Genomic DNA, 26,252 nt, shown 5'->3' with positions numbered 1-26,252 from the left:
CGGAGTGCGCCCTGTCCGGCCGCGGGTCGCGGCGATAAAACGCGCTCACGTAGAATCCGCGGGCCATGCGCCCGGCGGCCGCGCCGCCCAGACCCGACCCGGAAAGGAATCACCATGAGCAGGACCTACGCTCGCACACTACCCGCCCCAAGCCAGCCCGTGCTCGGCGATGCGCTCTTCTTCGCGGCGGTGTTCGTGCTTGTCGCGATCGTGTTCGGGTTGGTGGGACTGCTGTTCAAGTCGACGGTGTTCAACGCGATCGCGGGTCTCGCCACGTCCTACGTCGCAGCCCGCCTGACGGCGCGGCGCTTCGCGCGCAAACACGGACGGCCGCTGCGTGCGGAGCGGATGCCGCTGCTGCTGTGGTGCGCGCTGCTGATATTCGTCATGAGCCTGGTCGGCGTTTCGCTGATGGTCGAGGCGTACAACAACCAGCTGTTCAACTTCCGCAAGCTGTCGGGTGGCTTCACCCTGGCTGCCAGCGTCGCCGGCACCCTCGCGCACCTGCCCGTGCTGTGGCTGGCCTACTGGATCGTGGGGCGCAACGACGGCGAGGACGACGCGAGCGGGCCGGAATCGCCGCGTGCCGGCGCTTCGACAGGCGCGGCACCGCGCAGCGTGGCCCTGCAGAAAGTGCTGGTGATCGGCGGTGGCGGTCGCGAGCACGCCCTGGCCTGGAAGCTGGCGCAATCGCGCCGCGTCGCCGAAGTCCTGGTCGCGCCCGGCAACGCCGGCACCGCGACCGAGCGCAAATGCCGCAATGTCGGCGTATCGGCGACCGACATCGACGCGCTCGTGGAACTGGTACGGCACGAGAACGTCGCTGTCACCGTGGTCGGCCCAGAGGCGCCGCTGGTGGCGGGCGTGGTCGATCGCTTCCGGCGCGAAGGCCTGCGCATCTTCGGGCCGTCGGCCGCCGCGGCGCAGCTGGAAGGCAGCAAGGCGTTCGCCAAGGCGTTCCTCGCCCGCCATGGCATCCCGACCGCGCATTACGCGGTCCATTCGGATGTCGAGCAGGCGCTCGCCTACGTCCGCGAAAAGGGCGCGCCCATCGTCATCAAGGCCGACGGCCTGGCCGCGGGCAAGGGCGTGGTGGTGGCGATGACGCTGGAGGAGGCCGAATCCGCGGTCACCGACATGCTGTCGGGCAACGCGTTCGGCGAGGCCGGCTCGCGCGTGGTGGTCGAGGAGTTCCTCACCGGCGAGGAAGCGAGCTTCATCTCGATGGTCGACGGCCGCACCGCGCTGCCGATGGCCACCAGCCAGGACCACAAGCGCGTGGGCGATGGCGACACCGGCCCCAACACCGGCGGCATGGGCGCGTACTCGCCCGCGCCGGTGGTGACGCCCGAGGTGCATGCGCGCGTGATGCGCGAGGTGGTCGAACCCACCGTGCGCGGCATGGCCGCCGACGGCATCCCGTTCACCGGCTTCCTCTATGCGGGCCTGATGATCGACGAGGCGGGCGCACCGAAGGTGATCGAGTTCAACGTGCGCTTCGGCGACCCCGAGACCCAGCCGGTGATGCTGCGCCTGCAGTCGGACCTGCTGGAGCTGGTCGAGGCCGCCATCGACGGCCGGCTGGACGAGGTCGAGTCACGCTGGAACCCACGCCCGTCGCTGGGCGTGGTGATGGCCGCCCACAACTACCCGGGCACGCCGCGCACCGGCGATGCCATTCGCGGACTGGATTCGACACCCCCGCTCGGCGCCAAGGTGTTCCATGCCGGCACCAAGCTCGACGAGGCCGGTCGCGTGGTCACCAGCGGTGGCCGCGTGCTGTGCGTGTGCGCGCTGGGCGACAGCGTGGCCGACGCGCAACGCGAGGCGTATGCGGTGGTCGACACGATCGGCTGGGACGGCGAGTTCCACCGCAGCGACATCGGCTGGCGGGCGATCGAGCGCGAGCGCGGCTGACGAATGGCCTCCCTGTGGGAGCGGCTTCAGCCGCGACGAACGTTCCATGCAATTGACGTGGCCGCGTGATCGCGGCTGAAGCCGCTCCTACAGGCTCAAAATGCCCGGTCGAACCTGTGGCAGCCGGACTGCCTTGACGCTCTGCTAGGCTCGCGCGACTCCCGGGGAGCCCGCATGACGGACCAGACGCGCCACCAGCCGCCACACGCGCACGCGCACGCGGCATCGACGGAGCGGCCGCCGCCGCGCAGCCAGTTCGGCCTGCTGGGCCAGCGCCGATTCGCGCCCTACTTCCTCGTGCAACTGCTGGGCGCGTTCAACGACAACGTGTTCCGCCAGGCCATCATCGGGCTGCTGGGCGTCATGGTCGTGGCCGGTGCGATGGACAACTCCACGCGTGGCATCTACACGCAGCTGGCGCCAGCGGTCTTCATCGTGCCGTACTTCCTGTTCTCGGCCACGGCCGGGCAGATCGCCGAAAAGCTGGAGAAGGCGCGGCTGATCCGCATCGTGACGGTGATGGAGATCGCCATCATGTCGGTCGCGGCGATCGGGTTCTGGCTGCAGGACATGCGCGTGCTGCTGGTGGCGTTGTTCGCCACCGGGTTGCAGAGCGCGCTGTTCGGGCCGGTGAAGTACTCGATCCTGCCGTCCGTGCTGCGCCCTGAAGAACTGACCGGCGGCAACGGCCTGGTGGAGATGGGCACGTCCATCTCGATCCTGCTGGGCATGCTGTTCGGCGGGCTGATCTTCGCCGTGGCCGGCGAGCACGGGCCGCTGGTCGCCGGCGGCTCGGTGATCGCGCTGGCGGTGGCGGGCAACGTCGCCAGCCGCTTCATTCCGCCGGTCGCCGCGGCCGCGCCCGACCTGAAGGTCAACTGGAACCCGCTGACCGAGTCGATCAAGGTCTGGCGCCTGACGCGCAAGCAACTGGCGGTGCGCAACGCGGTGCTGGGCGTGAGCTGGTTCTGGTTCACCGGCACGCTGCTGACCGGCAACCTGCCGGTGTATGCCGAAACTCACCTTGGCGGTACGGCGACGCTGTACGTGTTCGCGCTCGCCGTCTTCTCGATCGGCGTGGGCGTGGGTTCGCTGCTGTGCGAGAAGCTGTCGGCGCGCACGGTCGAGATCGGCCTGGTGCCGATGGGCGCGGCCGGCATGAGCGCCTGCATCCTGCACCTGGCGTTCGCGCCGGCGGTGTCGGCCAGCGGACTGGACGTGGCGGGCTTCCTGCAGCAGCCGGGTGCGTGGCGCGTGGTCGCCGACCTCGCCGGCATCGGGTTGTTCTCGGGCTTCTTCGTGGTGCCGCTGTTCGCACTGATCCAGTCGCGCACACCGCCGGGCGAACTGTCGCGCGTCATCGCCGGCATGAACATCCAGAACGCGGTGTTCATCGTGCTGGCGGCGGTCGGCGGCGTGGCGCTGCAACAGCTGCTGGGTTGGTCGATCCCGACGCTGCTGCTGGCGCTGGGCGTGGCCAGCATCGTGGTCGCGCTGTGGATCTTCACCGTGGTGCCCGAGTTCGCGATGCGGTTCCTGAGCTGGGTGCTGGTGCGCGCGCTGTACCGGTTGCGCGTGCGTGGCGTGGAAGCGCACGTGCCCGACGAGGGTCCTGCGCTGATCGTGTGCAATCACGTCAGCTACATGGACGCGCTGATCCTGGCCGCCAGCATTCCGCGCCCGGTGCGGTTCGTCATGTACTACCGGATCTTCAACATCCCGGTGATGCGCTGGATCTTCCGCACCGCCAAGGCGATCCCGATTGCGGGTGCCCGCGAGGACCCGGCATTGATGCAGCGCGCGTTCGACGAGATCGACGCGACCCTTGCCGAGGGCGAACTGGTCTGCATCTTCCCGGAAGGCGCGCTGACGAAGGACGGAAGCATCGCGCCGTTCAAGGGCGGCGTGGAGAGGATCCTGGAGCGGCGCGCGGTGCCGGTCGTGCCGATGGCCTTGCGCAACATGTGGGCCAGCATGTGGAGCCGCCGCGCCAACCGCGCGTCGGCATTGCTGGATCGCATGCGCGTGCCGCAGCGCTTCAGGGCACCGGTCGAGGTGGTCGCCGCGCCGCCGGTGGACGGCGCGACGGCGAATGCGGCGTCGCTGGAAGTGCAGGTGCGCGCGCTGCGCGGCGACGCGGCGTGAGCCACGCGGCCCGGCGATGACGCCCGGCGAAACCCGCTGCTAGGATGCCCGCGGGGACGCCGGCACGGTCGGCGACGCACATTGGGGAACCGCCATGAACGCACCGCCGCCGATCGCCGCCGAGCGCATTCCGAACCACCTGGCCTGGGCCATCCTGTCGGCGATCTTCTCGTTCTGCCTGTGCTGCTTCGTCGGTGGCATCCCGGGCATCGTGGCGATCGTCTACGCCGCGCAGGTCAACGGCAAGCTCGACCGCGGCGATGTCGACGGCGCGCGCCGTGCATCCGACACCGCGCGCACGTGGTGCTGGGTCGCCACGGGCCTCGCGATCTTCGGGCTGCTGCTCAACGTCTGGGGTTACATGACCGGCGGCACCGAGGAATACCTGGAGATGCTGGAGCAGATGCAGCAGGCGCAACAGACGGCCGTATGAGTCGCGTGCTGGCCCCGGCCGATCCACGACGCACATGGTTCCGTGTCGCCATGGCGACCGGTGCCGCCGCGGCAGTCGGTTTCGGGGTCTGGTCGCTGCGGCGCTTCGACCCGAACGCGGCCGACAGCCCGTTCCTGCCGTGCCTGTTCCAGGCATTCACCGGGCTCTACTGCCCCGGCTGCGGTACGACGCGCGCACTGCACGCACTGGTGCATGGCGACGTCGCCACTGCCATCGCGATGAACCCGCTGCTGTTCGTGCTGGTGCCGCTGCTGGGCGTCGTGCTGCTGCACGCAAGCGGCCGCCCGGTACCGTTACCGCGCCGGGCCGTCGACACCCTGCTGGGGCCGTGGTTCTGGCTCGCCTTGATCGGCGGCTATTGGGTGCTGCGCAACGTGCCGGTATGGCCCTTCACGATCCTCGGGCCGGCTTGACCATGGCGTCCGAGAACAAAGCGGCACGGACAACGCGTGCGCCGCGTTGGCAGCGCGTGGTCGCAGGGGTGTTGACGACCGCTGGCGGCTGGGGACTGTTGCAGGCGTTCTCCAGCGATGCCATCGACTCATGGATCGATGCCGCGCTTGCGCTCGGCGCCATGTATGGCCTCTACCTGTTTGCGCGCTTTGCGCTCACGGGTGCGTTGCCTGCCCGGATGCAGGTCCGCAAGCCGGGCTGAAGCCAGATGCGGTCCTACATGGCTGCGGCTTCAGCTGACGAAACCGGCGATCACGAACAACGCGAGCACCGCCAGCCACACCAGCAGGCTGCGCCAGACCAGGCTCATCGCGTCGCGCAGCTCCGGCAGCTCGCCCAGTACGACGATGGCCGGCGGCGCGGCCAGGCCCGATTCGTCGGCGTAATCGGCCACTTCCTCGGCAAGTTCGCTGCGCACGCTGGCTCGCGCCACGGCAGCAAGGAACCTGTTGTCGAGCGAGAGCGAGGCCCCGCCCGCGTCACGCCAGGCGCCCAGCGCGGTGTCGAAGTTGCCCACGAGCGCCGTCGACAGCGCCATCAATTGCGCGACCGGCCACTCCAGCACGGCCAGCAGCGTACGGGCGCCGGATGCGGTCTCGCCCGGCAGCGCGCGCGCCGCCTCCCCTTCGACCGACAACACCGCCAGCCGGTACAGCAGCGCCCCGAACGGGCCCAGCAGCAGGAACCAGAACAGCACGCCGAACCAGCGGCGCAATGCATTGCGGAACACCGCCTCGACGAGCGAAGGTCCATCCAGCGACGGGGTGCGATCGTCAGGCCACAGCCGGGCCGCAGCGGCGCGACGGCCCGAGGCGTCGTCGGCCGTGGCGATCGCCTCGACATCGACGTCGAGGTCGCGCGGGCCCCACGCGTAGAACAGCACGATGATGCCGAACAGCAGCCCGGCCAGGCCGAACAGCGGACCGTCCAGGGCGAGCTGGAACAGCCCGATCACCAGCAGCGGAGGCACCAGCGCCACCGCGATGCCCCAACGCCCGCGCCAGAAACTGCCATCGCCGAAGCGGGCATCCAGGCCGCGCAGCCAGTCGCCGTACCAGCCGTACTGGCGCACCGACGCCGCAAGTGACGGCGCCATGTGGCCGAGCACGAGCGCGATGACGGTGGCGATCAAGGTGACGGCCATTGCAGCTTCCTGTACTCAAACGGGGCCGTCCGATTCTAGCGCGACGATCTGACGCGACGACCCGGTGCGGACGACGGCCTCCGCCATTACGCGAGCGACCGGCGCATCCCGTCGCGTACGTCGGATCAGGTCGCCGCGTTGCTCGCGCCTGCGTTGCCTTCCGCGGCCGCGAGCCAGTCTTCGATCAGCCAGCGCGCGATCGAGATGGGTGACGACAGCAAAGGACCGTCATCGTCGACATCCTGCGCGGCCTCGCGCGCGGCGGCGGCGCGGATCTGTGCGGCATCGAACCAACGCGCATCTTCCAGTTCCACGCCCACCTGCGGCTCACCCGGCTCGGCCTCGGCCGCGAAGCCCAGCATCAAGGCGCCCGGGAACGGCCAGGGTTGCGACGCCAGGTAGCGGCAGCGGCGGACGCGCAGGCCGGTTTCTTCCATCACCTCGCGCGCGACGGCCTGCTCCAGCGATTCACCGGGTTCGACGAATCCGGCGATCACCGAGTACCGGCGCGCGGGCCATGTCGACTGGCGTCCCAGCAGCAGGCGCGCACCGTCGCTGACGGCCACGATCACCGCCGGATCGGTGCGCGGGTAGTGGTCCAGCCCGCAGGACTCGCATCGTCCGAGCCAGCCGGCGCGCAGCATCGCGACCTCCCCGCCGCACGTCCCGCAGAACCGGTGGCCCTGGCGCCACGACTGCAGCGCGCGGGCCTCGGCGAACGCCGCTGCCTCGCGCGCGGGCCATGTCGCGGCCGCGGTACGCAGGTCCACGGAACGCGCGCCGCTCACGGCCGTGAGCGAGGCATCCAGTGCGAACCAGCCCCGTCCCCCCTCGTCCAGCCCGAGGAAGGCCGCCGCACCGACGCCACCCGGGCCCTCGCTGATCTGCGCGCCAGTCAACGGCACCGGCTGGCCCTGGTCGTCGCAAACGGCGCCGGTGTCGTCCAGGAGCAGCACGCGCGCGTCGTTCCAGAGCGCGGCCAGCGCATTGGAGTCGTCACGCAGGTGGTCAGCGCGGTCCAGGGCCGCGATGGGCGCGGCATCGGGGCCGCAGCCGGGAATGAAGGCGAAGGGCGCCCCGGTCGACGTCACGGGGCTGGCATCACGCCGAGAACGACGACCCGCAGCCGCAGGTGGTCTTGGCGTTGGGGTTGCGGATGACGAACTGCGCGCCATGCAGGCTTTCGGTGTAGTCGACTTCCGCGCCGATCAGGTATTGCAGGCTCAGCGGGTCGACCAGCAGCGTCACGCCATCGGTGCGCACCGCCAGGTCGTCCTCGGCCTGCGCCTCGTCGAACTCGAAGCCGTACTGGAAGCCCGAGCAGCCACCGCCCTGGATATAGACACGCAGCTTCAGCGCGTCGTTGCCCTCTTCCTCGATCAGCTGCCGGACCTTGGCCGCGGCGGCCGCGGTGAACACCAGCGGGGCGTCGATGGACTGGTAGTCGGGCGTCAGGGTGGGCAACGGCGTGGTTTCCATCCGCACAGGATGGGGGCCGACGCCGGCCCGTTCAAGCATCGCGGTGTTGCGCGAACCCGCTCAGCCGGCGCTGCCGCCGTTCTCGCGGTTGCCCTCGGCGGTGGCCTGCGCCCAGGTGAACGACTCCTCGACCGTCGCGCCCGACCGCGGGGTCAGCCGCACCGTCACGCGTACCGGGGTGAAGTCCTCGGGCAGGAACACATCGCCCTCGACCTGCTGGAAGTACTTGAACGAGTAGTCCACGCCGGGCGCGTCCTCCTGTTGGCGCAGATCGCCCCAGTCCAGCGTCTGCAGCCGGCCGTTGCGGGTGCCCTCGATCGACAAGGTCACGCGGCCGGCGCTGCTTCCGCCACGGTTGAGGTTCTGCGTCAGGGTGGAAGCGAAGTGCCAGGCCGTGCCGTTCTGCGGCTGCATGCGGATGGCGTGGACCGTCAGGCCCCGCCGTTGCGCGGTCGCCCCGACCAGGCGCTCGTAGAACGCGACATCGGCGCGCAGGCCGGCGATTTCCTCGTCGCGCTCGGCCAGCGTGCCCTGCAGGTCGCGGTTGGCGTCCCGGCTGATCTGGTCCGAGCGGCCGAGGGTGGCGACCTGCTGTTGCGCCTGCTCCAGCTGTTCGCGCAGCGACGTGCGTTCGCGCTCGCTGGCCGACAGCCGGGCACGCACGTCGCCCGAGCCCGGCATGAACACGCGCCACGCGCCCCACAGGCCGAAGGCGATCGACGCGATGAACACCGCGACCAGCACCTTCCGGCCCGACCCCATCGTAGGGGCGGTGGCGGTCTTCCGGGCTGTCGGGGGGACGCCGCGGGCGGCCTCCGGCGGGTTGGTGGGCTCTGCGTGCGGCTGTTCAGTCATCCAGCCGGTATAGGAGCGACCCGCGCCGTCGTCAAGCCGGAGAATCTTCTCAGGCGGCCTGGTGGAGCGCCTGCGGTTCAGCCGCGCCGGCGGCTTCGGCCATGTCGGCGTGGATCAGGCGCCCGGTCAGCACCGCGCCGGCGGACATCTCCACCACCTGATAATGCACGTTGCCGGCCACGCGCGCCTTGGGCGCCAGTTCCACCCGCTCGCCGGCATGCACGTCGCCATCGAGGCGGCCGTTGATGACCACGACCGGCGCGCGCACCTCGCCTTCGATGTGGCCGCCTTCGGCGAGCGTCAGGCGTGCTTCCGCGCCCTCCTCGGCGATCAGCCGGCCGACCACGCGGCCTTCGACGTAGAGGCCGCCGCGGAAGTGCAGGTCACCGTGGATCACGGTCTGCTTGCCGATGAGGGTGTCGACACTGATGTCGTCGGGCAGGGCTTTGTGCTTGAACATGCGGAGTCCTTCGAAGTCGTGGGTGGAGGAGCGTGGCGGCCTAGCCGGCCGATCCCCAGGGCAGCGTCTGCTCCAGCGAGGTGCCATCGCCACGCAGCGACACGCGCACCCGCTGCGGCGTGAAGCCTTCGGGCAGCATCACGCTGCCGCGCAGTTGCTGGAAATACCGGAACGAATAGCCTTGCGGCGGCGCGGCGTCGGCCTGGTGCAGGCGGTCCCAGTTGACCCGGGCCAGCTGTCCGCCCTGCACGCCCTCCACGTCGAACTTCAGCTCACCCAGGCTGACCGCGTTGCGGTCGCGTGTCTGCGTCAGCACGATGCGGTAGCGCCAGCTGCCACCGGGCTCGCGCGAGAACTGCGCCGAATGCACCGCCAGCCCCTTGCGCGGCGCGGTCGCGCCGACCAGCCGCTCGTAGAACGCGACGTCCGCGCGCAACGCGGCGATCTGGTCGTCGCGCTCGGCCAGCGCGCCCTGCATTTCCTGGTTGGCGACTCGGCTGATCTGGTCGGAGCGCTCCAGCACGGCCTCGCGCTGGCGCAGCTGGCGGTTCTGCTCGCGGAGCTGGCGCAGTTCACCTGCCGTGCCGTCCAGCTCGCCCGCCAAGTGCGGCAAGTTCGGCCCCGCCAGTTGCACAGTGCCGCCAAACGCCACGCCCAGCGACGCCAGCCACACCAGACCCAGGGCCCAGCGGCGGGGCCGTGAAGGTGCGTGCTGCTCGGGCACGATGACAAAGCGCTTCGGCGGCGCGTTGGTCGGTTTGCTCATATCGTTGCTGCCCGCCCGTACCGGCGCAGGCTCCCCATATACTCCCGGCTGGAGTCTAGCGGGATGTCCACATGTCAGATGCGCACCTGTTCGCAGTTGGCGTAGTGCTGGCCTGGTTGGCCGGCATCCGCGTCTACCTGACCGTATTCGGCGTCGGTTTGGCCGGTGCGCTGGGCTGGCTGGACCTGCCGCCGGCCCTGCAGGCCGCGCAATCGTGGTGGGTGATCGGCCTGACCGGCGTGCTCGCGGCTGTCGAGTTCTTCGCCGACAAAATCCCGGGGGTGGATTCGGGCTGGGACCTGATGCACACGCTGTTGCGCGTGCCCGCCGGCGCGTTCCTTGCCGCCGCAACGCTCTCGCCGGACGGCGAACTCGGTGCCGGCATGCTGGCCACCGGCGCAGGCGCCGCGCTGGCCAGCCATGTGCTCAAGGCCGGCAGTCGGGCGCTGGTCAACACATCCCCTGAGCCGGTCAGCAACGTCGCGGCATCGGCTGCCGAGGATGTCGCGGTGGTCGGCGCGCTCGCGCTTGTTTTCAGCTATCCATGGATCGCGCTGGGTGTGGCAGTGCTCACCAGCGTGCTGATCGCCGCTCTGGTGTGGTGGGTATGGCGCGCACTCTCACGCCTGAGCCGCAAGCCCGCTAACAGCCTGTAGGCGCGGCTTCAGCCGGGATCGATACGCGGCGCGCAACACCACATACGTAGGTGCGACGTGGCGACCGCGGCTGGAGCCGCACGTGCCGAGTGGCTCAGCCTTCGATCTGCTGGGCGAGGTAGTTCTGCTCGCCGATGCGCTCGATCAGTGCCAGCTGCGTCTCGATCCAGTCGATGTGCTCTTCCTCGGACTCGAGGATATCGGCGAACAGCTTGCGGCTGACGTAGTCGTTGACGCTCTCGCAATGCTTGATCGCGTCGCGCAGCAGCGGCAGCGCGTCCAGCTCCAGCGCCAGGTCGGCGTTGAGCACCTCGCGCGGGTTCTCGCCGATGCGCAGCTTGCCCAGCGCCTGGAAGTTCGGCAGGCCGTCGAGGAACAGGATGCGCTCGGACAGCTTGTCCGCGTGCTTCATCTCGTCGATCGACTCTTCGTACTCGTGGTCGGCCAGTTCCTTCAGACCCCAGTTCTTCAGCATCTTGGCGTGCAGGAAGTACTGGTTGATCGCGGTCAGTTCGTTATAGAGCGCCTTGTTGAGGAACTCGATGACCTTGGCGTCGCCTTTCATGGCCGTGCTCCGGATGCGGGAATGGCGGCGATGCTACCGATTTGCCGCACACGGTGACGGAACGCGAATCGAGTGCGGCCGCGGACGCGAATCAGTGGCAAATGGAGTGGGACCCCCGCGCAGCGCGGGCGGCGACTCAGGCGGCGTACTGGAGAACCGGCAGCGGCAGCTCGCGGACGTTGCGGGCCTGGTCGAGGATGTCGGCGGCCATGTCCAGGCAGCTGCCGCAGTTGGCGCCTGCGCCGGTGCGCATCGTCAGCTCGGGCACGCTCCGGCAGCCGGCTTCAGCCGCCTGGAAGATGTCGCGCTCGGTAACCCCGTTGCAGATGCACACGTACATGCGGAAGACCCGTCGAACTGGCAGCCCGTCTGGCTGCCCGGATATTCCACATGGAATGAGAATGATTGTCAATTAACAGGGCCGAACCGGCCAGCGCCGGGTCAGTCGGCCCTGCGGCTACCCGGCGCGCGCGGGTCGGCTGCGCCACGGGTGCCGGGTCGCGGCCGCGGCCGGTTGTTCCAGGCTGACGGCCCCGGACGGGCCTCAGGCGCGGGCTGCGGCACGGCCTGCACGCCAGCGACCTGGCGCGCGGCCGGGGCCAGGTGGCGCAGGGCGCGGGAATAGACGCCGCGCTTGAACATCACCACGTGCTCGACCGGGTACCAGAAGTCCACCCAGCGCCAATGGTCGAACTCGGGCTTGTCGGTGAGGTCCAGGCGCAGGTCGGACTCCTGCCCGGTCAGGCGCAACAGGAACCACACCTGCTTCTGGCCGATGCAGACGAGGCGGTCGTTGCGGCGGATCGCCCGCTGCGGCAGCCGGTAGCGCAGCCAGCCGGGGGTCGTGCCTAGCACCTCGACGTGGTGCGGCAGCAGGCCGGTTTCCTCGCGAAGCTCGCGGTACATCGCCTCGATGGGCGTCTCGTCGGTGTTCATCCCGCCCTGCGGGAACTGCCACCCGTCGCGATGCACCCGGCGCGCCCAGAACAGGCGTCCGTCAGGGTGCATCAGCACGATGCCGACGTTGGGTCGGTAACCGTCCGGATCGATCACGATGCGGACTCCTGAATCATTTGACTTGCGTCACTGGGCCCGACTCTGCCACGCGCCGCGCGGCCCGACAACTCGATACGTGGTCGCCGCGCCCGGAAACGAAAAACCCCGCCGGTGGCGGGGTTGTTCTGGTCCTGCGCGGTGGTGGCTATGGGTGGACTCGAACCACCGACCCCAGCATTATGAGTGCTGTGCTCTAACCGGCTGAGCTACATAGCCGCGCGGGAACCGCGAATTGTTCCGGTTCGATGCCTCGCTGTCAACGTCCCGACCACCCGGCGCTGGTGTACCGGCCGCTTCAGGCGGGCAGCACCCGGACCTGACCTTCCATCAGCACCCGCGCGCTGCGGCTCATCACCGCCCGGGTGACCTGCCACTGGCCGTCGACCTGGCGCGCTTCGGCGCCGACCCGCAGCGTGCCCGAGGGGTGGCCGAAACGGACCGCGCCCGATTCCCGTCCCTTCGAGGCACGTCGCACCACCGTGCCGGGTACGGCGGCGGCCGTCGCGATGGCCACCGCGCACGTGCCCATCATCGCGTGGTGCAGCTTGCCCATCGACAGCGCGCGCACCAGCAGGTCGACGTCGTCGGCGCGCACCGGCTTGCCGCTCGAGGCGGTGTAGTCCTTTGGGGGCGCGACGAACGCGACCTTCGGCGTGTGCTGGCGCGAGGCCGCGCCGGCGATGTCGTCGATCAGCCCCATGCGCACGGCGGCATGCGCGCGGATGGATTCGAACATGGCGAGCCTCGCCGGATCGCCGTTGATCGCGTCCTGCAGCTCGGTGCCCTCAAGGCCCAGCGCGGCGGCATCGACGAACACGGTCGGGATGCCGGCGTTGATCATCGTGACCTGCAGCGCGCCGACCCCCGGCACGTCCAGCGTGTCTTCCACCTTGCCGGTTGGGAACATCGCCCCGCCGCCCTCGCCTTCGTCGGCCGGGCCGAGGAATTCCAGCTGGATCTCGGCCGCCGGGAAGGTGACGCCGTCGAGTTCGAAGTCACCGGTCTCCTGGACCTGCCCGCCGGTGACGGGCACGTGCGCGACGATGGTCTTGCCGATGTTGGCCTGCCAGATGCGCACCGTGCACATCCCGTCCTGCGGCACGCGCGCCGGGTCGACGAGGCCGTTGGCGATCGCGAAGGGCCCCACGGCCGAGGACAGGTTGCCGCAGTTGCCGGACCAGTCGACGAACGCGGTGTCGATGGCGACCTGCCCGTACAGGTAGTCGACGTCGTGGCCGGGCACCGCCGATTTCGAAATGATCACGCACTTGCTGGTGCTGGACGTGGCGCCACCCATGCCGTCGGTGTGCTTGCCGTACGGGTCGGGCGAACCGATCACGCGCATCAGCAAAGCGTCGCGTGCCGCGCCCGGCACCTGCGCGTCGCCGGGCAGCTCGTCCAGACGGAAGAACACGCCCTTGCTGGTGCCGCCGCGCATGTAGGTGGCGGGGATGCGGAGCTGCGGCGCGTAAGCCATGTCAGGCCGCCTTTGCCGATTCGAGGAAGTCCTGCGCGAAGCGCTGCAGGACGCCGCCGGCCTCGTAGATCGCCACTTCCTCGCCGGTGTCGAGGCGGCAGGTGACGGGCACTTCCAGTGTATTGCCATCGGTGCGGTGGATGACCAGCGTCAGCATGGCGCCCGGCGTGCGCTCGCCGACGACGTCGAAGGTTTCGGTGCCGTCGATACCCAGCGTCTCGCGCGTCGTGCCGGCCTCGAACTGCAGCGGCAACACGCCCATGCCAATCAGGTTGGTGCGGTGGATGCGCTCGAAGCCTTCCGCGGCGATCGCCTCCACGCCGGCCAAGCGCACGCCCTTGGCGGCCCAGTCCCGCGAACTGCCCTGGCCGTAGTCGGCGCCGGCAATGATGATCAGGGGCTGGCGGCGCTGCATGTAGGTCTCGATCGCCTCCCACATGCGCACGACCTTGCCCTCCGGCTCGATCCGCGCCAGCGAACCCTGTCGCACGTTGCCGTCGCTGTCGCGCACCATCTCGTTGAGCAGCTTGGGGTTGGCGAAGGTCGCGCGCTGCGCGGTGAGGTGGTCGCCGCGGTGGGTCGCGTAGGAATTGAAGTCCTCCTCCGGCACGCCCATCTTCGTCAGGTATTCGCCCGCGGCGCTGGTGGCGAGGATCGCGTTGCTCGGCGAGAGGTGGTCGGTGGTGATGTTGTCGCCCAGCACCGCCAACGGCCGCATGCCCGTGAGCGAGCGCTCGCCGGCCAGTGCGCCTTCCCAGTACGGCGGGCGGCGGATGTAGGTCGACTGCGGGCGCCAGTCGTAGAGGGGGCCGACCTTCTCGCCGTGCTCGACACGCACGGAGAACATCGGCTCGTACACCTTGCGGAACTGCTCGGGCTTGACGCTGGCCTTGACGATCGCGTCGATCTCCTCATCCGTCGGCCACAGGTCCTTGAGCGTCACCGGCCGGCCCTCGGCGTCGGTGCCCAGCACGTCCTTCTCGATGTCGAAGCGCACGGTGCCGGCGATGGCGTAGGCGACCACCAGCGGCGGTGACGCCAGGAACGCCTGCTTCGCATAAGGGTGGATGCGGCCGTCGAAGTTGCGGTTGCCCGACAGCACGGCGACGGCGTACAGGTCGCGCTCGACGATCTCCTTCTGGATCTCCGGGTCCAGCGCGCCGCTCATGCCGTTGCAGGTGGTGCAGGCGAAGCCGACGATGCCGAAGCCGAGCTGCTCCAGCTCCTTCAGCAGGTCCGAGTCCTCCAGGTACAGCTGCACGGCCTTGGAGCCCGGCGCCAGCGAGGTCTTGACCCACGGCTTGCGCACCAGGCCGAGCGCGTTCGCCTTCTTGGCCAGCAGGCCGGCGGCGATGACATTGCGCGGGTTGGAGGTGTTGGTGCAGCTGGTGATGGCGGCGATGATCACCGCGCCGTCGGGCATCAGGCCTTGCGCTTCCTGTTCGCGTGCCAGCGCCATGCCGGTGGCGATGCCGCGCTCGGCCAGCATCGACGTCGGCAGGCGGCGATGCGGGTTGGACGGGCCGGCCATGTTGCGCTCCACGCTCGACAGGTCGAACGTCAACGTGCGCTCGTACTGCGCATCGGCGAGCGTGTCCGCCCACAGGCCTGCAGTCCTGGCGTACGCCTCCACCAGCTGCACCTGCGGCTCCTCGCGGCCGGTCAGGCGCAGGTAGTCGAGCGTGTTGTCGTCGATGAAGAACATCGCGGCCGTGGCGCCGTACTCGGGCGCCATGTTGGAAATGGTCGCGCGGTCGCCCAGCGTCAGCGCCGCGGCGCCCACGCCCCGGAACTCCAGGTACGCGCCCACCACCTTGGACTGGCGCAGGAACTCGGTCAGCGCCAGCACGATGTCGGTGGCGGTAATGCCCGGCTGCGGCTTGCCCGTCAGTTCGACGCCGACGATTTCCGGCAACCGCATCCACGACGCGCGGCCGAGCATCACGCTCTCGGCTTCCAGCCCGCCCACGCCGATGGCGATCACGCCCAGCGCGTCGACATGCGGGGTGTGGCTGTCGGTGCCCACGCAGGTGTCGGGGAAGGCCACGCCGTCCTTCGCGTGCACCACCGGCGACATCTTCTCCAGGTTGATCTGGTGCATGATCCCGTTGCCCGGCGGAATCACGTCGACGTTGTGGAACGCCTTGCGCGTCCACTCGATGAAGTGGAACCGGTCCTCGTTGCGACGCTCCTCGATGGCGCGGTTCTTGGTGAACGCGTCCGGGTCGAAGCCGCCGCACTCCACCGCCAACGAGTGGTCGACGATCAGCTGCGTCGGCACCACCGGGTTGATCTGCGCCGGGTCGCCGCCCTTGTCGGCAATGGCATCGCGCAGGCCGGCCAGGTCCACCAGCGCGGTCTGGCCGAGGATGTCGTGGCAGACCACGCGCGCCGGAAACCACGGGAAGTCGAGGTCGCGGCGGCGCTCGATCAGCTGGGTGAGGTACGCCTCCAGCATCGCCGGCTCCGCGCGGCGCACCAGGTTCTCGGCATACACGCGCGAGGTGTACGGCAGCCCGTCCCAGGCACCGGGGCGGATCGCCTCCACCGCCGCACGGGCGTCGAAGTAATCCAGCGAGGTTCCGGGAAGCGGCTTGCGATAGGAATTGGACATGGCGGGCACGGGGCTGGCTCGAAAGGCACTGCGAGGCGGCAGGGCCGAAGGATCGGCAGCGCCGCAGTGCGGGAGGGACGCCGGGCGGCACCAGAGGCGCGCGCCGGGAAACAGCTGATTTTAACGTCGATGCCGTACCGCTGCCGCCGGTATCAAAGGGGCGTTGGGCCGGCGTTGCCGGTGCTCGGCCGCCGGGGCGCTATCCTGTGCCGCCCCGCTGCCACTGCCGCGCGACATGCGCCGGCCATTCCCGCATGGATATCTTCAAGGTCTTCACCCTCGAGGCCGCCCACCGGCTGCCCAACGTGCCCGAAGGCCACAAGTGCGCCCGGTTGCACGGCCACTCCTTCCGGGTCGAGCTCCACGTCTCGGGCGAGCCGGGCGAGCACACCGGCTGGGTGATGGATTTCGCCGACATCAAGGCCGCCTTCAAGCCGCTGTACGACCGGCTCGACCACCACTACCTCAATGACATCGAGGGGCTGGACAACCCGACCAGCGAGCGCCTGGCGGTGTGGATCTGGGAGCACCTGAAGCCCGCGCTGCCGCAGTTATCGGAGGTCGTGGTGCACGAGACGTGCACCTCGGGCTGTCGCTACCGCGGTCCCTGACCAGGGGCGCAACCGCGGCTCCACCTGAACGGTCTCCACGCTCGAGAGCCGGCATTGTTGCATTGCAACAAACCCTGCCATATGCTGCACCGCACAAACCGGCAGAACCGTCGGTGACCCTGAGCAGGAGACCGCCATGTACCCGCAGTTCAACGAGCAGTTCGCCACCGCGGCGCGTCAGTTCGCGGACACCGCCGCACAGATCAACCGCCTGACCCTCGAGAACGCCCAGGCCGTCCTCGGCCTGCAGCTGTCGGCGATCGAAGACCGCGCCGAAGCCACCTTCGCGTTCTGGAACGAGGCCGCCCAGGTCCGTGACCTCGACGGCATGAAGGCCATCGCCCCCAAGGGCGTGCAGATCGCCCGCGAGAACGTCGAGCGCGCCGTCAGCACCGGCCAGGAAGCCTTCGGCCGCACCCTGAAGACCCACGAAGCCATCGCCGAGATCGCCAAGTCGCAGATCGAAGCGACCGCGAAGGCCACCCGCGAGAATGTCGAAGCCAATGTCGAGAAGGCCACCAAGGCCGCCGGCAAGGGCGCGAAGTAAGACTCGCAGCACCGTCTCTCTCCCGGTCGGTTCCCGACCACACGAAACCCGGCAGCCTCGGCTGCCGGGTTTTTTGTTGGGCGGTGTTTCGTGACCGGGGCTCCGGGGAGCGCCGCCCCTCGTTGGACTACCCGATCAAGCCGCGTAGCCCGGGTAAGCGCAGCGCACCCGGGACCGCGACCATTCGCGACATCAACCCCGGGTGCGCTTCGCTTACCCGGGCTACCAAAAAGAAACGGCGCCGGAGTCATCCGGCGCCGTTCGATGTCGCGCCGCGGCAGGCGATCAGCCCGCCGCCTGCGCTTCCATCCGGTGCTGCTCGGCCGCGGCCTTCTGGTGGTTGCGGCCGATCAGCAGGTACACGACGGGCACCACGAACAGGGTGAACACGGTGCCGATCGACATGCCGCCCACGATCACCATGCCGATCTGGTTGCGCGCCTCCGCACCCGCGCCCGAGGCGATTGCCAGCGGGAGCGAACCCAGCACCATCGCGCCGGTGGTCATCAGGATCGGGCGCAGGCGCAGCGCGGCAGCGTCGACCACCGCGTCGAACTTGCTCTTGCCCTGCTCCTGCAGCTGGTTGGCGAACTCCACGATCAGGATGCCGTGCTTGGCGATCAGGCCGATCAGCGTGACCATGCCAATCTGGCTGTAGATGTTCCAGCTGCCGTGCCCGCTGAGCTTGAGCAGCAGGAACGCGCCGAACGCGGCCAGCGGCACCGCCAGCAGGATCACGAACGGGTCGACCCAGCTTTCGAACTGCGCGGCCAGCACCAGGAAGATGAAGACCACCGCCAGCGCCAGGATCATGCCGAAATCGCTGGACGACTCGCGGAACTCACGACTCTGGCCCGACAGGTCGTACTGCGCGTCGGGTGCCACTTCCGCGAGCGCGCCTTCCATCCAGTCCAGCGCCTCGCCCATCGAGTAACCCGGCGCCAGGCCGGCACTGATCGTCGCCGCGCGCAGCTTATTGAAGTGGTTGAGCTCCTTCGCCGCGACGGTCTCCTGGCTGGTGACCAGGTTGGACAGCTGCACCATCTGGCCGTCGCCGCCGCGAACGAAGATGTTGGACAGGTCGCCCGGCGTGCGGCGGTCGGCATCCTCGACCTGCACCAGCACGTCGTACTGCTCCGAGCCGCGCTTGAAGCGGGTCACGTTGCGCCCGCCCAGCAGCGTCTCCAGCGTGCGCCCCACGGTGGCCACACTGGTGCCGACGTCGGCCACCTTCTCGCGGTCCACCTCCAGCTTGAGCTGAGGCTTGTCGAGCTTGAGGTCCGAATCCGGGTTGGTGAGCTGCGGGTTCTCGCGCATCTTGGCCATCAGCGCCTGCACGGTTTCGCCCAGTTCCTCCCAGGTGCCGGTGGACTGCACGACGAAGTTGACCGGCTGGCCGAAGCCGTCCTGGCCCAGCGGCGGCGGCAGCGTCGGGAACGCCATGATCCCGGGAATGCCCATGAACTGTGGGAACAGCTGGCCCTGCACGTCGGCGGTGGTGACGTCGCGCTCCTCCCAGTCCTGCAGCATCACGAAGCCGATGGTGTTGGTGACCGCCGGGAAGCCGACGATCTGGAAGTACTGCTTCACCTGCGGGATGCCGGCGAACGCGGCCTCCATCTGCTTGGCGTAGGTGTCGGTGTACTCGGGCGTCGCGCCCTCCGGCGCCATGCCGAAGCCGATGATGAAGCCCTGGTCCTCCTGCGGCGCCAGCTCGTTGGGCAGAGACGTCCACAGCGCACCGGCGCCGATCGCGATCACCAGGCCGAAGGCCACCACCGCCCACTTCATCCGCAGGGCCAGTTCGATCAGCCGGCGGTAGCCGCGATCCATCGCGCCCAGCACGCGCTCGCCGGCCAGGTAGAAGCGGCCGTGCTCGGTCTCGTGCTTGAGCAGCTTGGACGACATCATCGGCGACAGCGTCAGGGCGGTGAAGCCGGACACGATCACCGCGCCCGCCAGCGTCATCGCGAACTCGACGAACAGCTTGCCGGTGCGGCCGGTGGAGAACGCCAGCGGTACGTACACCGCCGCCAGCGTCAGCGTCATCGCGACGATGGCGAAACCAATTTCCTTGCTGCCCTTGAGCGCGGCCTGGAAGGGCGGCATGCCCTCCTCGATATGCCGGTAGATGTTCTCCAGCATCACGATGGCGTCGTCGACCACCAGGCCGATCGCCAGCACCATCGCCAGCAGGGTCAGCGTGTTGATGGTGAAGCCGAAGGCATACATCAGCGCGAACGCGCCGATCAGCGAGATCGGGATCGTCACCAGCGGGATCAGCGTCGCGCGCCAGCTGCGCAGAAACAGGAAGATCACCACGATGACCAGGATCACCGCCTCGGCGACGGTCTTGTAGACCTCGTCGATGGACTTCTCGATGAAGATCGTCGAGTCGAATGCGACCTCGATATTCATGCCCTCCGGCAGCGTCCGCTGGATCTGCGGCAGCATGTCCTGCAGGGCGGCGGAGATGTCCAGCGGGTTGGCGACGGCCTGCTTGACCACCGCCAGCGGCACCGCGTTGACGCCGTTGAAGCGGGCGCGGAAGCGTTCCTCCTGCGAGCCCAGCTCGACCCGCGCCACGTCGCGCAGCCGCACCAGGGTGCCGTCGACGTTGCCCACGATCACCGCGCCGAACTCCTCCGGCGTCTGCAGGTCGGTTTCCGACAGCACCGTGAACTCACGCGCACGGCCCTCGACACGGCCGGCGGGGATCTCGACGTTCTGCGCGCGCAGCGCCGCTTCCACGTCCGCCGGGGTGAACCCGAAGGCCGCCAGGCGCTGCGGCTGCAACCACACGCGCATCGCGTAGGTGCTGGAGAACACCTGGGCCTGCGCCACGCCGGGGATGGTCTGGATGCGGTCCTTGACCAGGCGCTCGGCGGTGTCGGCGATCTCCACGCGCGAATGGCGGTCCGAGGAGAACGCCAGGTAGATGATCGGCTGCTGGTCGGCCTCCTGCTTCTGGATGATCGGCTCGTCGACCTCGTCGGGCAGGAACCCGCGCGCCTGGCCGACGCGATCGCGCACGTCAGAGGCCGCGCCGTCGGGGTCGCGGTCCAGCTGGAAGCGGATCGTCACCTGGCTGGACTGCTCGCGGCTGACGGACTGCATGTACTCGATGCCTTCCACGCCCGACAGCGCATCTTCGATGGGCTGGGTCACCTGCGATTCGATCACCTGCGCGCTGGCGCCCGGGTAGGTCGTGTTGACCGTCACCACCGGGGTGTCGACGTTGGGGATCTGCCGGACCGACAGGCGGTCGTAGGCGATCAGGCCGACGAGCAGCACCACCAGGTTGATGACCGTGGCGAAGACCGGGCGGCGGATGGAGATGTCGGACAGGACCATGGGGGGCCTCGATTACGTGTCTGTTGCTCTAGTCCTTCTCCCACTGGGAGAAGGTGCCCGGAGGGCGGATGAGGGTTCGGCGCAGCGGTGCGGTTGAATTCCCGGAATCCATCGTCAGCGTTGGAAGCTCACATGCCGTGATGCACGGACGCCGCTTCGCCGAACCCTCACCCCAGCCCTCTCCCGACGGGAGAGGGGGCTTATTGCGAGTCGGCTGACGCGTCGGCCGGCGCTTCAGCCGGGGCGGCCTCGGAAGACGCCGCGGGGGCAGCGCCCGCAGGCGCCTGCTCACCCGCGCCCTGCCCACCCTGGCCGGCTGCCGCGGCACCGCCCGGCGGCACCGACACCACCGGCATGCCGTCCTGCATCATCGGCTTGGCCTGTCCGGCGGTGATCACCACGTCGCCCGCCTTCAGGCCTTCCACGACCTGGAAGAACCCGGGGACGCGCGTGCCGGTGGTGATCGGCGTGCGCTTGGCCTTGCCGTCGACCACGGTGTAGACGTAACGCGTCTCGCCGTCCTGCATCAGCGCCTGCTCGGGGACCATCAGCGCATTGCCGCCGTCGCCGGTCTGCAATTGCAGGCGGGCGAACTGGCCCGGGCGCAGGCGGCCGTCGGGATTGGGGACGCGCGCGCGCAGGCTGGCGCTTCGGCTGCCTGCGTCGACCACAGGATCGATCGCCACGACTTCGCCACCGAAGGTGTCGTCGGGGAACGCGTCGACCGTCAGGCGCACGTTCTGGCCCTGGCGCAGCTGCGACAGCGCGGTTTCCGGCACGGAAAAGTCGACCTCGATCGGGTCCAGCCGCACCAGTGTGACCAGGTCCTGGCCGACGTTGACGAACTCGCCGACGCTGACTTCGCGCAGGCCGACCTGGCCCGAAAACGGCGCGGTGAGGGTCATCTTCTCCAGCGCGGCCTGGGCCGAGGCGACGCGTGCACGGTCCACCGCCAGCGCGGCGCGCGTGTTGTCGGCATCCGACCGGGCGATCAGCTGGTCCTTCGCCAGTTCCTCGGCCCGCGCATTGGCGCGCTGGCTGTTCTCGAGGTTGGCGGCGGCCTCGTTGTAGCTCGCGCGCGCCAGGCTGGCGTCGAGGCTGAAGAGCGGCTGCCCCGCGCGGACCGTGCCGCCCTCGGTGAAGTGGATGCGCTGCACGCGCCCGGCCACTTCCGGGCGCACGATCACCGACTCGTCGGCGCGCAGGCTGCCGACGGTGTCGAGGCCGGCCTGCAACGGGCGTGGCTCGATCGTCACCGTCTCCACCGGCAATTGCATGCCACCGGGTGGACCGCCCGCGGCGCCTTCGGCGCCTGCGGCCTCATCGCCGCTGCAGCCGGCCAGCCCGATCAGGGCAGCCAGCAGGATTCCGGAAAACAGTGCAGTACGGCGCATGCCGGGCCTCGTGGGGGGTCAATTCTGTACTCGCCAGTTTAGCGATGTCCTGGCGTGCTGTCCCCCTGCCGGAAGTCCGGGGCGGAAAGTAATCGTGCATTCGCTCTGGAACGCTGCGTTGCGCGGGCCCGTGCCAGCGCAATGCGCAACGGGTTCAATCCGGGAACGTCAAATGGCGCGCCAATGCGGCCGGATCGGGGTTGTCGTGATGCGGAAGGCAGCCCCAGCACGGTGCCTGCAGGCGCTGCGCCAGCAGCGCCACCACCTCGTCGTGCCGTCCCATGTCGGGGTCGACGGCGTTACCGATCCAGCCGACCAGGCGCAGGCCGTCGGCCTCGATCGCGCGGGCCGTCAGCCGTGCATGGCTCTGGCAGCCCAGCCGCAGGCCCACCACCAGCACCACCGGCAGGTCGAGCGCGCGTCCGAGGTCGGCCTGCTCCAGCGTCGACGACAGCGGCGCCGCCCAGCCGCCAACGCCTTCGACCACGACCCGGTCGGCCTGCGCAGCCAGCCGGCCGAAGGCGTCCCGGATCGGGGCGAGTTCGACCTGCACGCCGGCGTCGGCGGCGGCGATCTCGGGCGCGAGCGGCGCCGGCAGCGCGTACGGGTTGATGTCCGCGTAAGGCACGCCCGGCTCACCGGCGGCCTGCAGCAGCAATGCGTCCTCGTTGCGCCATCCGTCGGCGGCTTCCACACAGCCGCTGGCGACCGGCTTCATGCCGACCGCGCGCAGGCCACGCGAGCGCATCGCGTGCAGCAGCGCCGCGCTGGCGACGGACTTGCCGATGCCGGTATCCGTGCCGGTGACGAAGATGCCGTTGAAAGCCAGACCGCGCACGCATCACTCCCATGGAAGCCCCGGAACCCGCCGATGGTACGGCAGCCCCGCTGCTACACTCGTGCCATGTTTGCCGCCACCCCCCTCACCGGCAACAAGCCGGAGCAGTACGCCCAGCTGCTGGAGCAGGCCCGCGCGTTGATGCATGGCGAACGCGATCGCATCGCCAACGCCGCCAACCTGTCCGCCCTGCTCTACCACGGCCTGCCCGACCTCAACTGGGCGGGTTTCTATTTCTTCGATGGCACCGAGCTGGTGGTCGGCCCCTTCCAGGGCCTGCCCGCGTGCGTGCGCATCCCGCTGGACAGGGGCGTATGCGGCGCCGCCGCGCGCGACCGCGCGACCCAACGCGTGGATGACGTGCACGCGTTCCCCGGCCACATCGCCTGCGACGCGGCATCGCGTTCGGAAATCGTCGTGCCGCTGGTGCACGGCGGGGAACTGGTCGGCGTGCTGGATATCGACAGCCCACTGCCGTCCCGGTTCAACGAGGACGACCAGCGCGGCGTCGAGGCGATCGCCGCGGCATTCGTGGAGGCTTTGCGATGAGCACCGAGAAGATGCGCAACATCGGACCCAAGTCGGCGGCGTGGCTGCGCCAGGTCGGGCTGCGCACGCGCGAGGAGCTGGCCGAGGCCGGCACGGTCGAGGCGTTCATGCGCGTCAAGCGCGCGGGCTTCAAGCCGACGCTCAACCTGCTCTACGCGATCGAAGGCGCGTTGCAGGACTGCCACTGGCAGGAAGTCCCCGACGCACGCAGGCAGGAACTGGTGAGCGCCGCCGGCGTGGCGATCGACCAGCTGCCGCCGCCGCGCTACAAGCCCGCCCCCGGGCCGGTGCGCACCACGGTGCTGACCGAAGACACGGTGCCGATGCGACCCGACGGCGACGGAAACGACTGGCGTCGCTGATCGCTGCTTGCCTGACGACAGGTCATGTCGATCCAGCGTGCCTGGTGCAGGAGCGACGTAAGTCGCGATCCGGAAATCGTTGGTTACGCATCTAATCGCGGTGGCGTGGTCGCGACTTACGTCGCTCCTACACTCGCTGCGGTAAACGCACCCCCTCCCAACCTCCCCCTGCACGCAGGGGGAGGAGCCAAGCAGCCGAGCCGCGCCCCACCCCTTTCCTGCCACGCCCCCCAATCCCGTACACTGCGCCCCGCTTCAAGGTGACCCGGCGGCGTCCTGCCAACGGGTTGAAACGGGAAGCCGGTGACGCCCGCACATTCGCGGTCCAGTCCGGCACTGCCCCCGCAACGGTAAGCGAGTCAAGCCACGGCATCCGCCACTGGGCTGCACCTGCAGCCACGGGAAGGCGCCCTGGCCGGAAGCACGTCTTCCACTCGCGAGTCCGGAGACCGGCCTTGACGCTGACTGGTTGCGATGCGGAGGGCATTGCGGCGGCGACGCCGGCGCTGTTCGTCCGATTTCGCGGCCCTTTTTCCCTGCATCCGACTCCCGAAACCCGGCAAGACCGGCAAGACCGGCACGGCCCGACCGTGCGATGGAGACGTCCCGATGCAGCTTCGCCCGATGACCCTTGCCTGCGCACTCGCGCTGCCCCTGTCCGCAAACGCCCAGGCCGACACCGCTCGCACCGCGCGCGACCTCGATGAAGTGGTGGTCACCGCGACCCGCACGCCGGTATCGGCCAACGCCGTGCTCGCGCCGGTCGAAGTGATCGACCGCGACATGATCGTCCGCAGCCAGGCGCGCTCGCTGCCGGAACTGCTGCGCGGCCGCGCGGGCGTGGCGATCTCCAACCAGGGCGGCCCGGGCAAGCTCACCACGCTGTTCATGCGCGGCGCCGAATCCGACCACGTGCTGGTGCTGGTCGATGGGGTGCGCATCGGCTCGGCGACCTCCGGCCTCGTGTCGTTCCAGGACCTGCCGCTGTCGATGATCGACCGCGTCGAGATCGTGCGCGGCCCGCGCTCCAGCCTGTACGGCAGCGAGGCGATCGGTGGTGTCATCCAGGTGTTCACCCGCCGCGACCGTGGCGGCATCGCGCCGCGCGCCACCGCCACCGTTGGTAGCCATGGCCGGCGCGAGGCCAGTGCGGGCATCGGCGGCGGCAGCGGCACGACGTGGTTCGGCGTCGATGCCGCGCACCAGCGCACCGACGGCATCAACGCCTGCGACGTCGCCACGCCGACGCCGTTCGACGGCGGCTGCTTCATCGCCGCCCCGCAGCCGGACGCGGACGGCTACCGCAACCGGTCGCTGTCACTGCGCGGCGGCATCGATCTTGGCGAGACGTTCGAGCTGACGGCCCAGGCCCTGCTCGCAGAGGGCGAGAACGAATTCGACGGTGACTTCACCGATTACTCCGAAACCACGCAGCAGGTGCTGGGTGCGCGCGCCACGTGGACCGTCTCGGACGCGCTGACCGTGCAGTTGGGCGCGGGCCGCAATACCGACGCGTCCGACAACTTCCTCGGCGATGCGTTCACCGGCTACTTCGAAACCGATCGCGACAGCGCCAGCCTGCAGGCCGACCTTTCACTGGCTGCCGACCACCTGCTGACCTTCGGTGCGGACTGGCTGCGCGACCGCGTCGAAAGCGACACGACCTTCGACCGGACTGAACGCGACAACCGCGCGGCGTTCGCGCAGTACCAGGGTGTGCTCGGCGCGCATTCTCTGCAGGCCGCCCTGCGTCATGACGACAACCAGCAGTTCGGCGAGGCCACCACCGGCAATGCCGCCTGGGGCCTGTCGCTGGGCGGAGGTTGGCGCGTCAGCGCGGGCTACGGCACGGCGTTCAAGGCGCCGACGTTCAACGAGCTGTACTACCCGTTCTTCGGCAACCCCGACCTGCGTCCCGAGGAGTCGCGCAGCTGGGAGGCGGGGGTGGCGCTGGATGCCGGCGCCGTCGCCTGGCGGCTGGACGCGTTCGACACCCGCGTCGACGACCTGATCGCCTACGACGCGGCGCTGTTCCTGCCCAACAACATCGAGCGCGCGCAGTTGCGCGGGGCCGAGTTGGGCATCGACGCCGAGGTCGCCGCATGGGCCATGTCCGGCAGCGTCAGCGTGCTCGACACGGAAAACCGCAGCGGCGGATTCAACGACGGCAACGAGCTGCCGCGGCGCGCGCGGCGCAGCGCGCGGCTGGACGTGGACCGTGCCTTCGGCGACCTGCGCCTGGGCCTGACCGGCGTGGCCGAAGGCGCGCGCTTCGACGACGTCGCCAACACCCGTCGCCTGGGCGGCTACGCGACCTTCGACGTGCGGGCCGAGTACAGCCTCACAGCTGCGTGGACCGTGCAGGCGCGCTTGGCCAACGTGCTGGACCGCGACTACGAGACCGCGTCGTTCTACAACCTGCCGGGACGCGAGTGGTTCCTGACGCTGCGCTGGGAACCGGCGCAGTAACGACCCGCGCGCCCCTGTAGGAGCGGCTTCAGCCGCGATCGGGAACCGCTTTGTGTCACGTCCACACGATCGCGGCTGAAGCCGCTC

At 69.4% G+C, this 26,252-nt stretch carries 24 protein-coding genes, 1 tRNA gene, 2 pseudogenes and 1 riboswitch; of the genes and pseudogenes, 12 read left to right on the top strand and 15 right to left on the bottom strand.

Features of this window, described 5'->3' with window-relative positions:
• Positions 1-114: 114 nt before the first annotated feature.
• The 6 genes and pseudogenes from K6753_RS13670 to K6753_RS13645 form a co-directional block, all read left to right on the top strand.
• A pseudogene (locus tag K6753_RS13670) lies at positions 115-534 on the top strand (ABZJ_00895 family protein); the annotation flags it as partial.
• Between the two features lie 90 nt (positions 535-624).
• Positions 625-1,917 (top strand): phosphoribosylamine--glycine ligase, encoded by a 1,293-nt coding sequence (purD, locus tag K6753_RS13665; protein WP_223677078.1) that lies wholly within the window; start codon positions 625-627, stop codon positions 1,915-1,917.
• Between the two features lie 174 nt (positions 1,918-2,091).
• Positions 2,092-4,062 (top strand): MFS transporter, encoded by a 1,971-nt coding sequence (locus tag K6753_RS13660; RefSeq protein WP_223677022.1) that lies wholly within the window; start codon positions 2,092-2,094, stop codon positions 4,060-4,062.
• 94 nt (positions 4,063-4,156) lie between these two features.
• On the top strand, positions 4,157-4,495 hold the full coding sequence (locus K6753_RS13655) for a CD225/dispanin family protein (RefSeq protein ID WP_223677021.1): 339 nt from the start codon (positions 4,157-4,159) through the stop codon (positions 4,493-4,495).
• A 50-nt stretch (positions 4,496-4,545) separates the two neighbouring features.
• A complete protein-coding gene (locus tag K6753_RS13650; RefSeq protein WP_223677020.1) occupies positions 4,546-4,929 on the top strand; it encodes a DUF2752 domain-containing protein in 384 nt (127 codons plus the stop codon).
• Positions 4,930-4,931: 2 nt separating this feature from the next.
• On the top strand, positions 4,932-5,171 hold the full coding sequence (locus K6753_RS13645) for a hypothetical protein (RefSeq protein ID WP_223677019.1): 240 nt from the start codon (positions 4,932-4,934) through the stop codon (positions 5,169-5,171).
• A 30-nt stretch (positions 5,172-5,201) separates the two neighbouring features.
• On the opposite strand, the gene K6753_RS13640 is transcribed toward K6753_RS13645, so the two are convergent.
• The 6 genes and pseudogenes from K6753_RS13640 to K6753_RS13615 all read right to left on the bottom strand — a co-directional run bounded on the left by K6753_RS13640 (position 5,202) and on the right by K6753_RS13615 (position 9,673).
• Positions 5,202-6,113 (bottom strand): regulatory signaling modulator protein AmpE, encoded by a 912-nt coding sequence (locus tag K6753_RS13640; RefSeq protein ID WP_223677018.1) that lies wholly within the window; start codon positions 6,111-6,113, stop codon positions 5,202-5,204.
• Between the two features lie 125 nt (positions 6,114-6,238).
• Positions 6,239-7,174: an NAD(+) diphosphatase gene (gene nudC / locus K6753_RS13635; RefSeq protein WP_425492134.1), complete on the bottom strand. Its 936-nt coding sequence runs from the start codon at positions 7,172-7,174 to the stop codon at positions 6,239-6,241.
• A 40-nt stretch (positions 7,175-7,214) separates the two neighbouring features.
• Complete coding sequence (erpA, locus tag K6753_RS13630; protein ID WP_223677077.1) at positions 7,215-7,592, bottom strand: iron-sulfur cluster insertion protein ErpA; 378 nt, start codon at positions 7,590-7,592, stop codon at positions 7,215-7,217.
• A 60-nt stretch (positions 7,593-7,652) separates the two neighbouring features.
• Entirely contained in the window at positions 7,653-8,354 is a 702-nt protein-coding gene (locus tag K6753_RS13625; RefSeq protein WP_223677016.1) for a DUF6776 family protein, read from the bottom strand.
• A gap of 175 nt (positions 8,355-8,529) precedes the next feature.
• Positions 8,530-8,907: pseudogene (locus K6753_RS13620) on the bottom strand (bactofilin family protein); the annotation flags it as partial.
• Positions 8,908-8,947: 40 nt separating this feature from the next.
• A complete protein-coding gene (locus tag K6753_RS13615) occupies positions 8,948-9,673 on the bottom strand; it encodes a DUF6776 family protein (protein WP_223677014.1) in 726 nt (241 codons plus the stop codon).
• Positions 9,674-9,744: 71 nt separating this feature from the next.
• Here K6753_RS13615 and K6753_RS13610 point away from each other — a divergent pair, with 71 nt between their 5' ends.
• A complete protein-coding gene (locus K6753_RS13610; protein WP_223677013.1) occupies positions 9,745-10,329 on the top strand; it encodes a DUF4126 domain-containing protein in 585 nt (194 codons plus the stop codon).
• Positions 10,330-10,423: 94 nt separating this feature from the next.
• Here K6753_RS13610 and bfr read toward each other — a convergent pair whose 3' ends face one another.
• From bfr to acnD, 6 genes are all read right to left on the bottom strand, one after another.
• Positions 10,424-10,894, bottom strand: a complete 471-nt coding sequence (bfr, locus tag K6753_RS13605; protein ID WP_223677012.1) for a bacterioferritin — start codon at positions 10,892-10,894, stop codon at positions 10,424-10,426.
• A 136-nt stretch (positions 10,895-11,030) separates the two neighbouring features.
• A complete protein-coding gene (locus tag K6753_RS13600) occupies positions 11,031-11,234 on the bottom strand; it encodes a (2Fe-2S)-binding protein (RefSeq protein ID WP_223677011.1) in 204 nt (67 codons plus the stop codon).
• A 101-nt stretch (positions 11,235-11,335) separates the two neighbouring features.
• Complete coding sequence (locus K6753_RS13595; protein WP_223677010.1) at positions 11,336-11,947, bottom strand: RNA pyrophosphohydrolase; 612 nt, start codon at positions 11,945-11,947, stop codon at positions 11,336-11,338.
• 142 nt (positions 11,948-12,089) lie between these two features.
• A tRNA-Met gene (locus tag K6753_RS13590) sits at positions 12,090-12,166 on the bottom strand.
• Positions 12,167-12,245: 79 nt separating this feature from the next.
• Positions 12,246-13,427: a 2-methylaconitate cis-trans isomerase PrpF gene (gene prpF, locus K6753_RS13585; RefSeq protein ID WP_223677009.1), complete on the bottom strand. Its 1,182-nt coding sequence runs from the start codon at positions 13,425-13,427 to the stop codon at positions 12,246-12,248.
• Position 13,428: 1 nt separating this feature from the next.
• Complete coding sequence (acnD, locus tag K6753_RS13580; RefSeq protein ID WP_223677008.1) at positions 13,429-16,041, bottom strand: Fe/S-dependent 2-methylisocitrate dehydratase AcnD; 2,613 nt, start codon at positions 16,039-16,041, stop codon at positions 13,429-13,431.
• A 254-nt stretch (positions 16,042-16,295) separates the two neighbouring features.
• Between acnD and queD the strand changes: the two genes are divergently transcribed.
• A complete protein-coding gene (queD, locus tag K6753_RS13575; protein ID WP_223677007.1) occupies positions 16,296-16,652 on the top strand; it encodes a 6-carboxytetrahydropterin synthase QueD in 357 nt (118 codons plus the stop codon).
• Between the two features lie 136 nt (positions 16,653-16,788).
• A complete protein-coding gene (locus K6753_RS13570) occupies positions 16,789-17,199 on the top strand; it encodes a phasin family protein (protein WP_223677006.1) in 411 nt (136 codons plus the stop codon).
• A 285-nt stretch (positions 17,200-17,484) separates the two neighbouring features.
• Here K6753_RS13570 and K6753_RS13565 read toward each other — a convergent pair whose 3' ends face one another.
• The 3 genes from K6753_RS13565 to bioD all read right to left on the bottom strand — a co-directional run bounded on the left by K6753_RS13565 (position 17,485) and on the right by bioD (position 22,776).
• The gene (locus K6753_RS13565; RefSeq protein WP_223677005.1) at positions 17,485-20,553 is read right to left on the bottom strand and encodes an efflux RND transporter permease subunit; all 3,069 of its coding nucleotides are present in this window, start codon (positions 20,551-20,553) and stop codon (positions 17,485-17,487) included.
• Between the two features lie 200 nt (positions 20,554-20,753).
• The gene (locus K6753_RS13560; RefSeq protein ID WP_223677004.1) at positions 20,754-21,947 is read right to left on the bottom strand and encodes an efflux RND transporter periplasmic adaptor subunit; all 1,194 of its coding nucleotides are present in this window, start codon (positions 21,945-21,947) and stop codon (positions 20,754-20,756) included.
• Between the two features lie 154 nt (positions 21,948-22,101).
• Entirely contained in the window at positions 22,102-22,776 is a 675-nt protein-coding gene (gene bioD, locus K6753_RS13555; protein ID WP_223677076.1) for a dethiobiotin synthase, read from the bottom strand.
• Positions 22,777-22,851: 75 nt separating this feature from the next.
• Between bioD and K6753_RS13550 the strand changes: the two genes are divergently transcribed.
• The 3 genes from K6753_RS13550 to btuB all read left to right on the top strand — a co-directional run bounded on the left by K6753_RS13550 (position 22,852) and on the right by btuB (position 26,165).
• Positions 22,852-23,334 (top strand): GAF domain-containing protein, encoded by a 483-nt coding sequence (locus K6753_RS13550; protein WP_223677003.1) that lies wholly within the window; start codon positions 22,852-22,854, stop codon positions 23,332-23,334.
• The gene (locus tag K6753_RS13545; protein WP_223677002.1) at positions 23,331-23,696 is read left to right on the top strand and encodes a TfoX/Sxy family protein; all 366 of its coding nucleotides are present in this window, start codon (positions 23,331-23,333) and stop codon (positions 23,694-23,696) included. The genes K6753_RS13550 and K6753_RS13545 overlap by 4 nt, the downstream gene beginning before the upstream one ends.
• A 241-nt stretch (positions 23,697-23,937) precedes the next feature.
• A riboswitch (cobalamin riboswitch) is annotated at positions 23,938-24,168 on the top strand.
• Positions 24,169-24,305: 137 nt separating this feature from the next.
• Positions 24,306-26,165, top strand: coding sequence for a TonB-dependent vitamin B12 receptor (gene btuB, locus K6753_RS13540; RefSeq protein ID WP_223677001.1), 1,860 nt, complete (start codon positions 24,306-24,308; stop codon positions 26,163-26,165).
• Positions 26,166-26,252: the final 87 nt, after the last annotated feature.

The organism is Novilysobacter selenitireducens (genome assembly GCF_020026895.1).
Taxonomy (GTDB): Bacteria; Pseudomonadota; Gammaproteobacteria; order Xanthomonadales; family Xanthomonadaceae; genus Lysobacter_C; species Lysobacter_C selenitireducens.
This window is presented reverse-complemented; position numbering and strand designations above follow the sequence as displayed.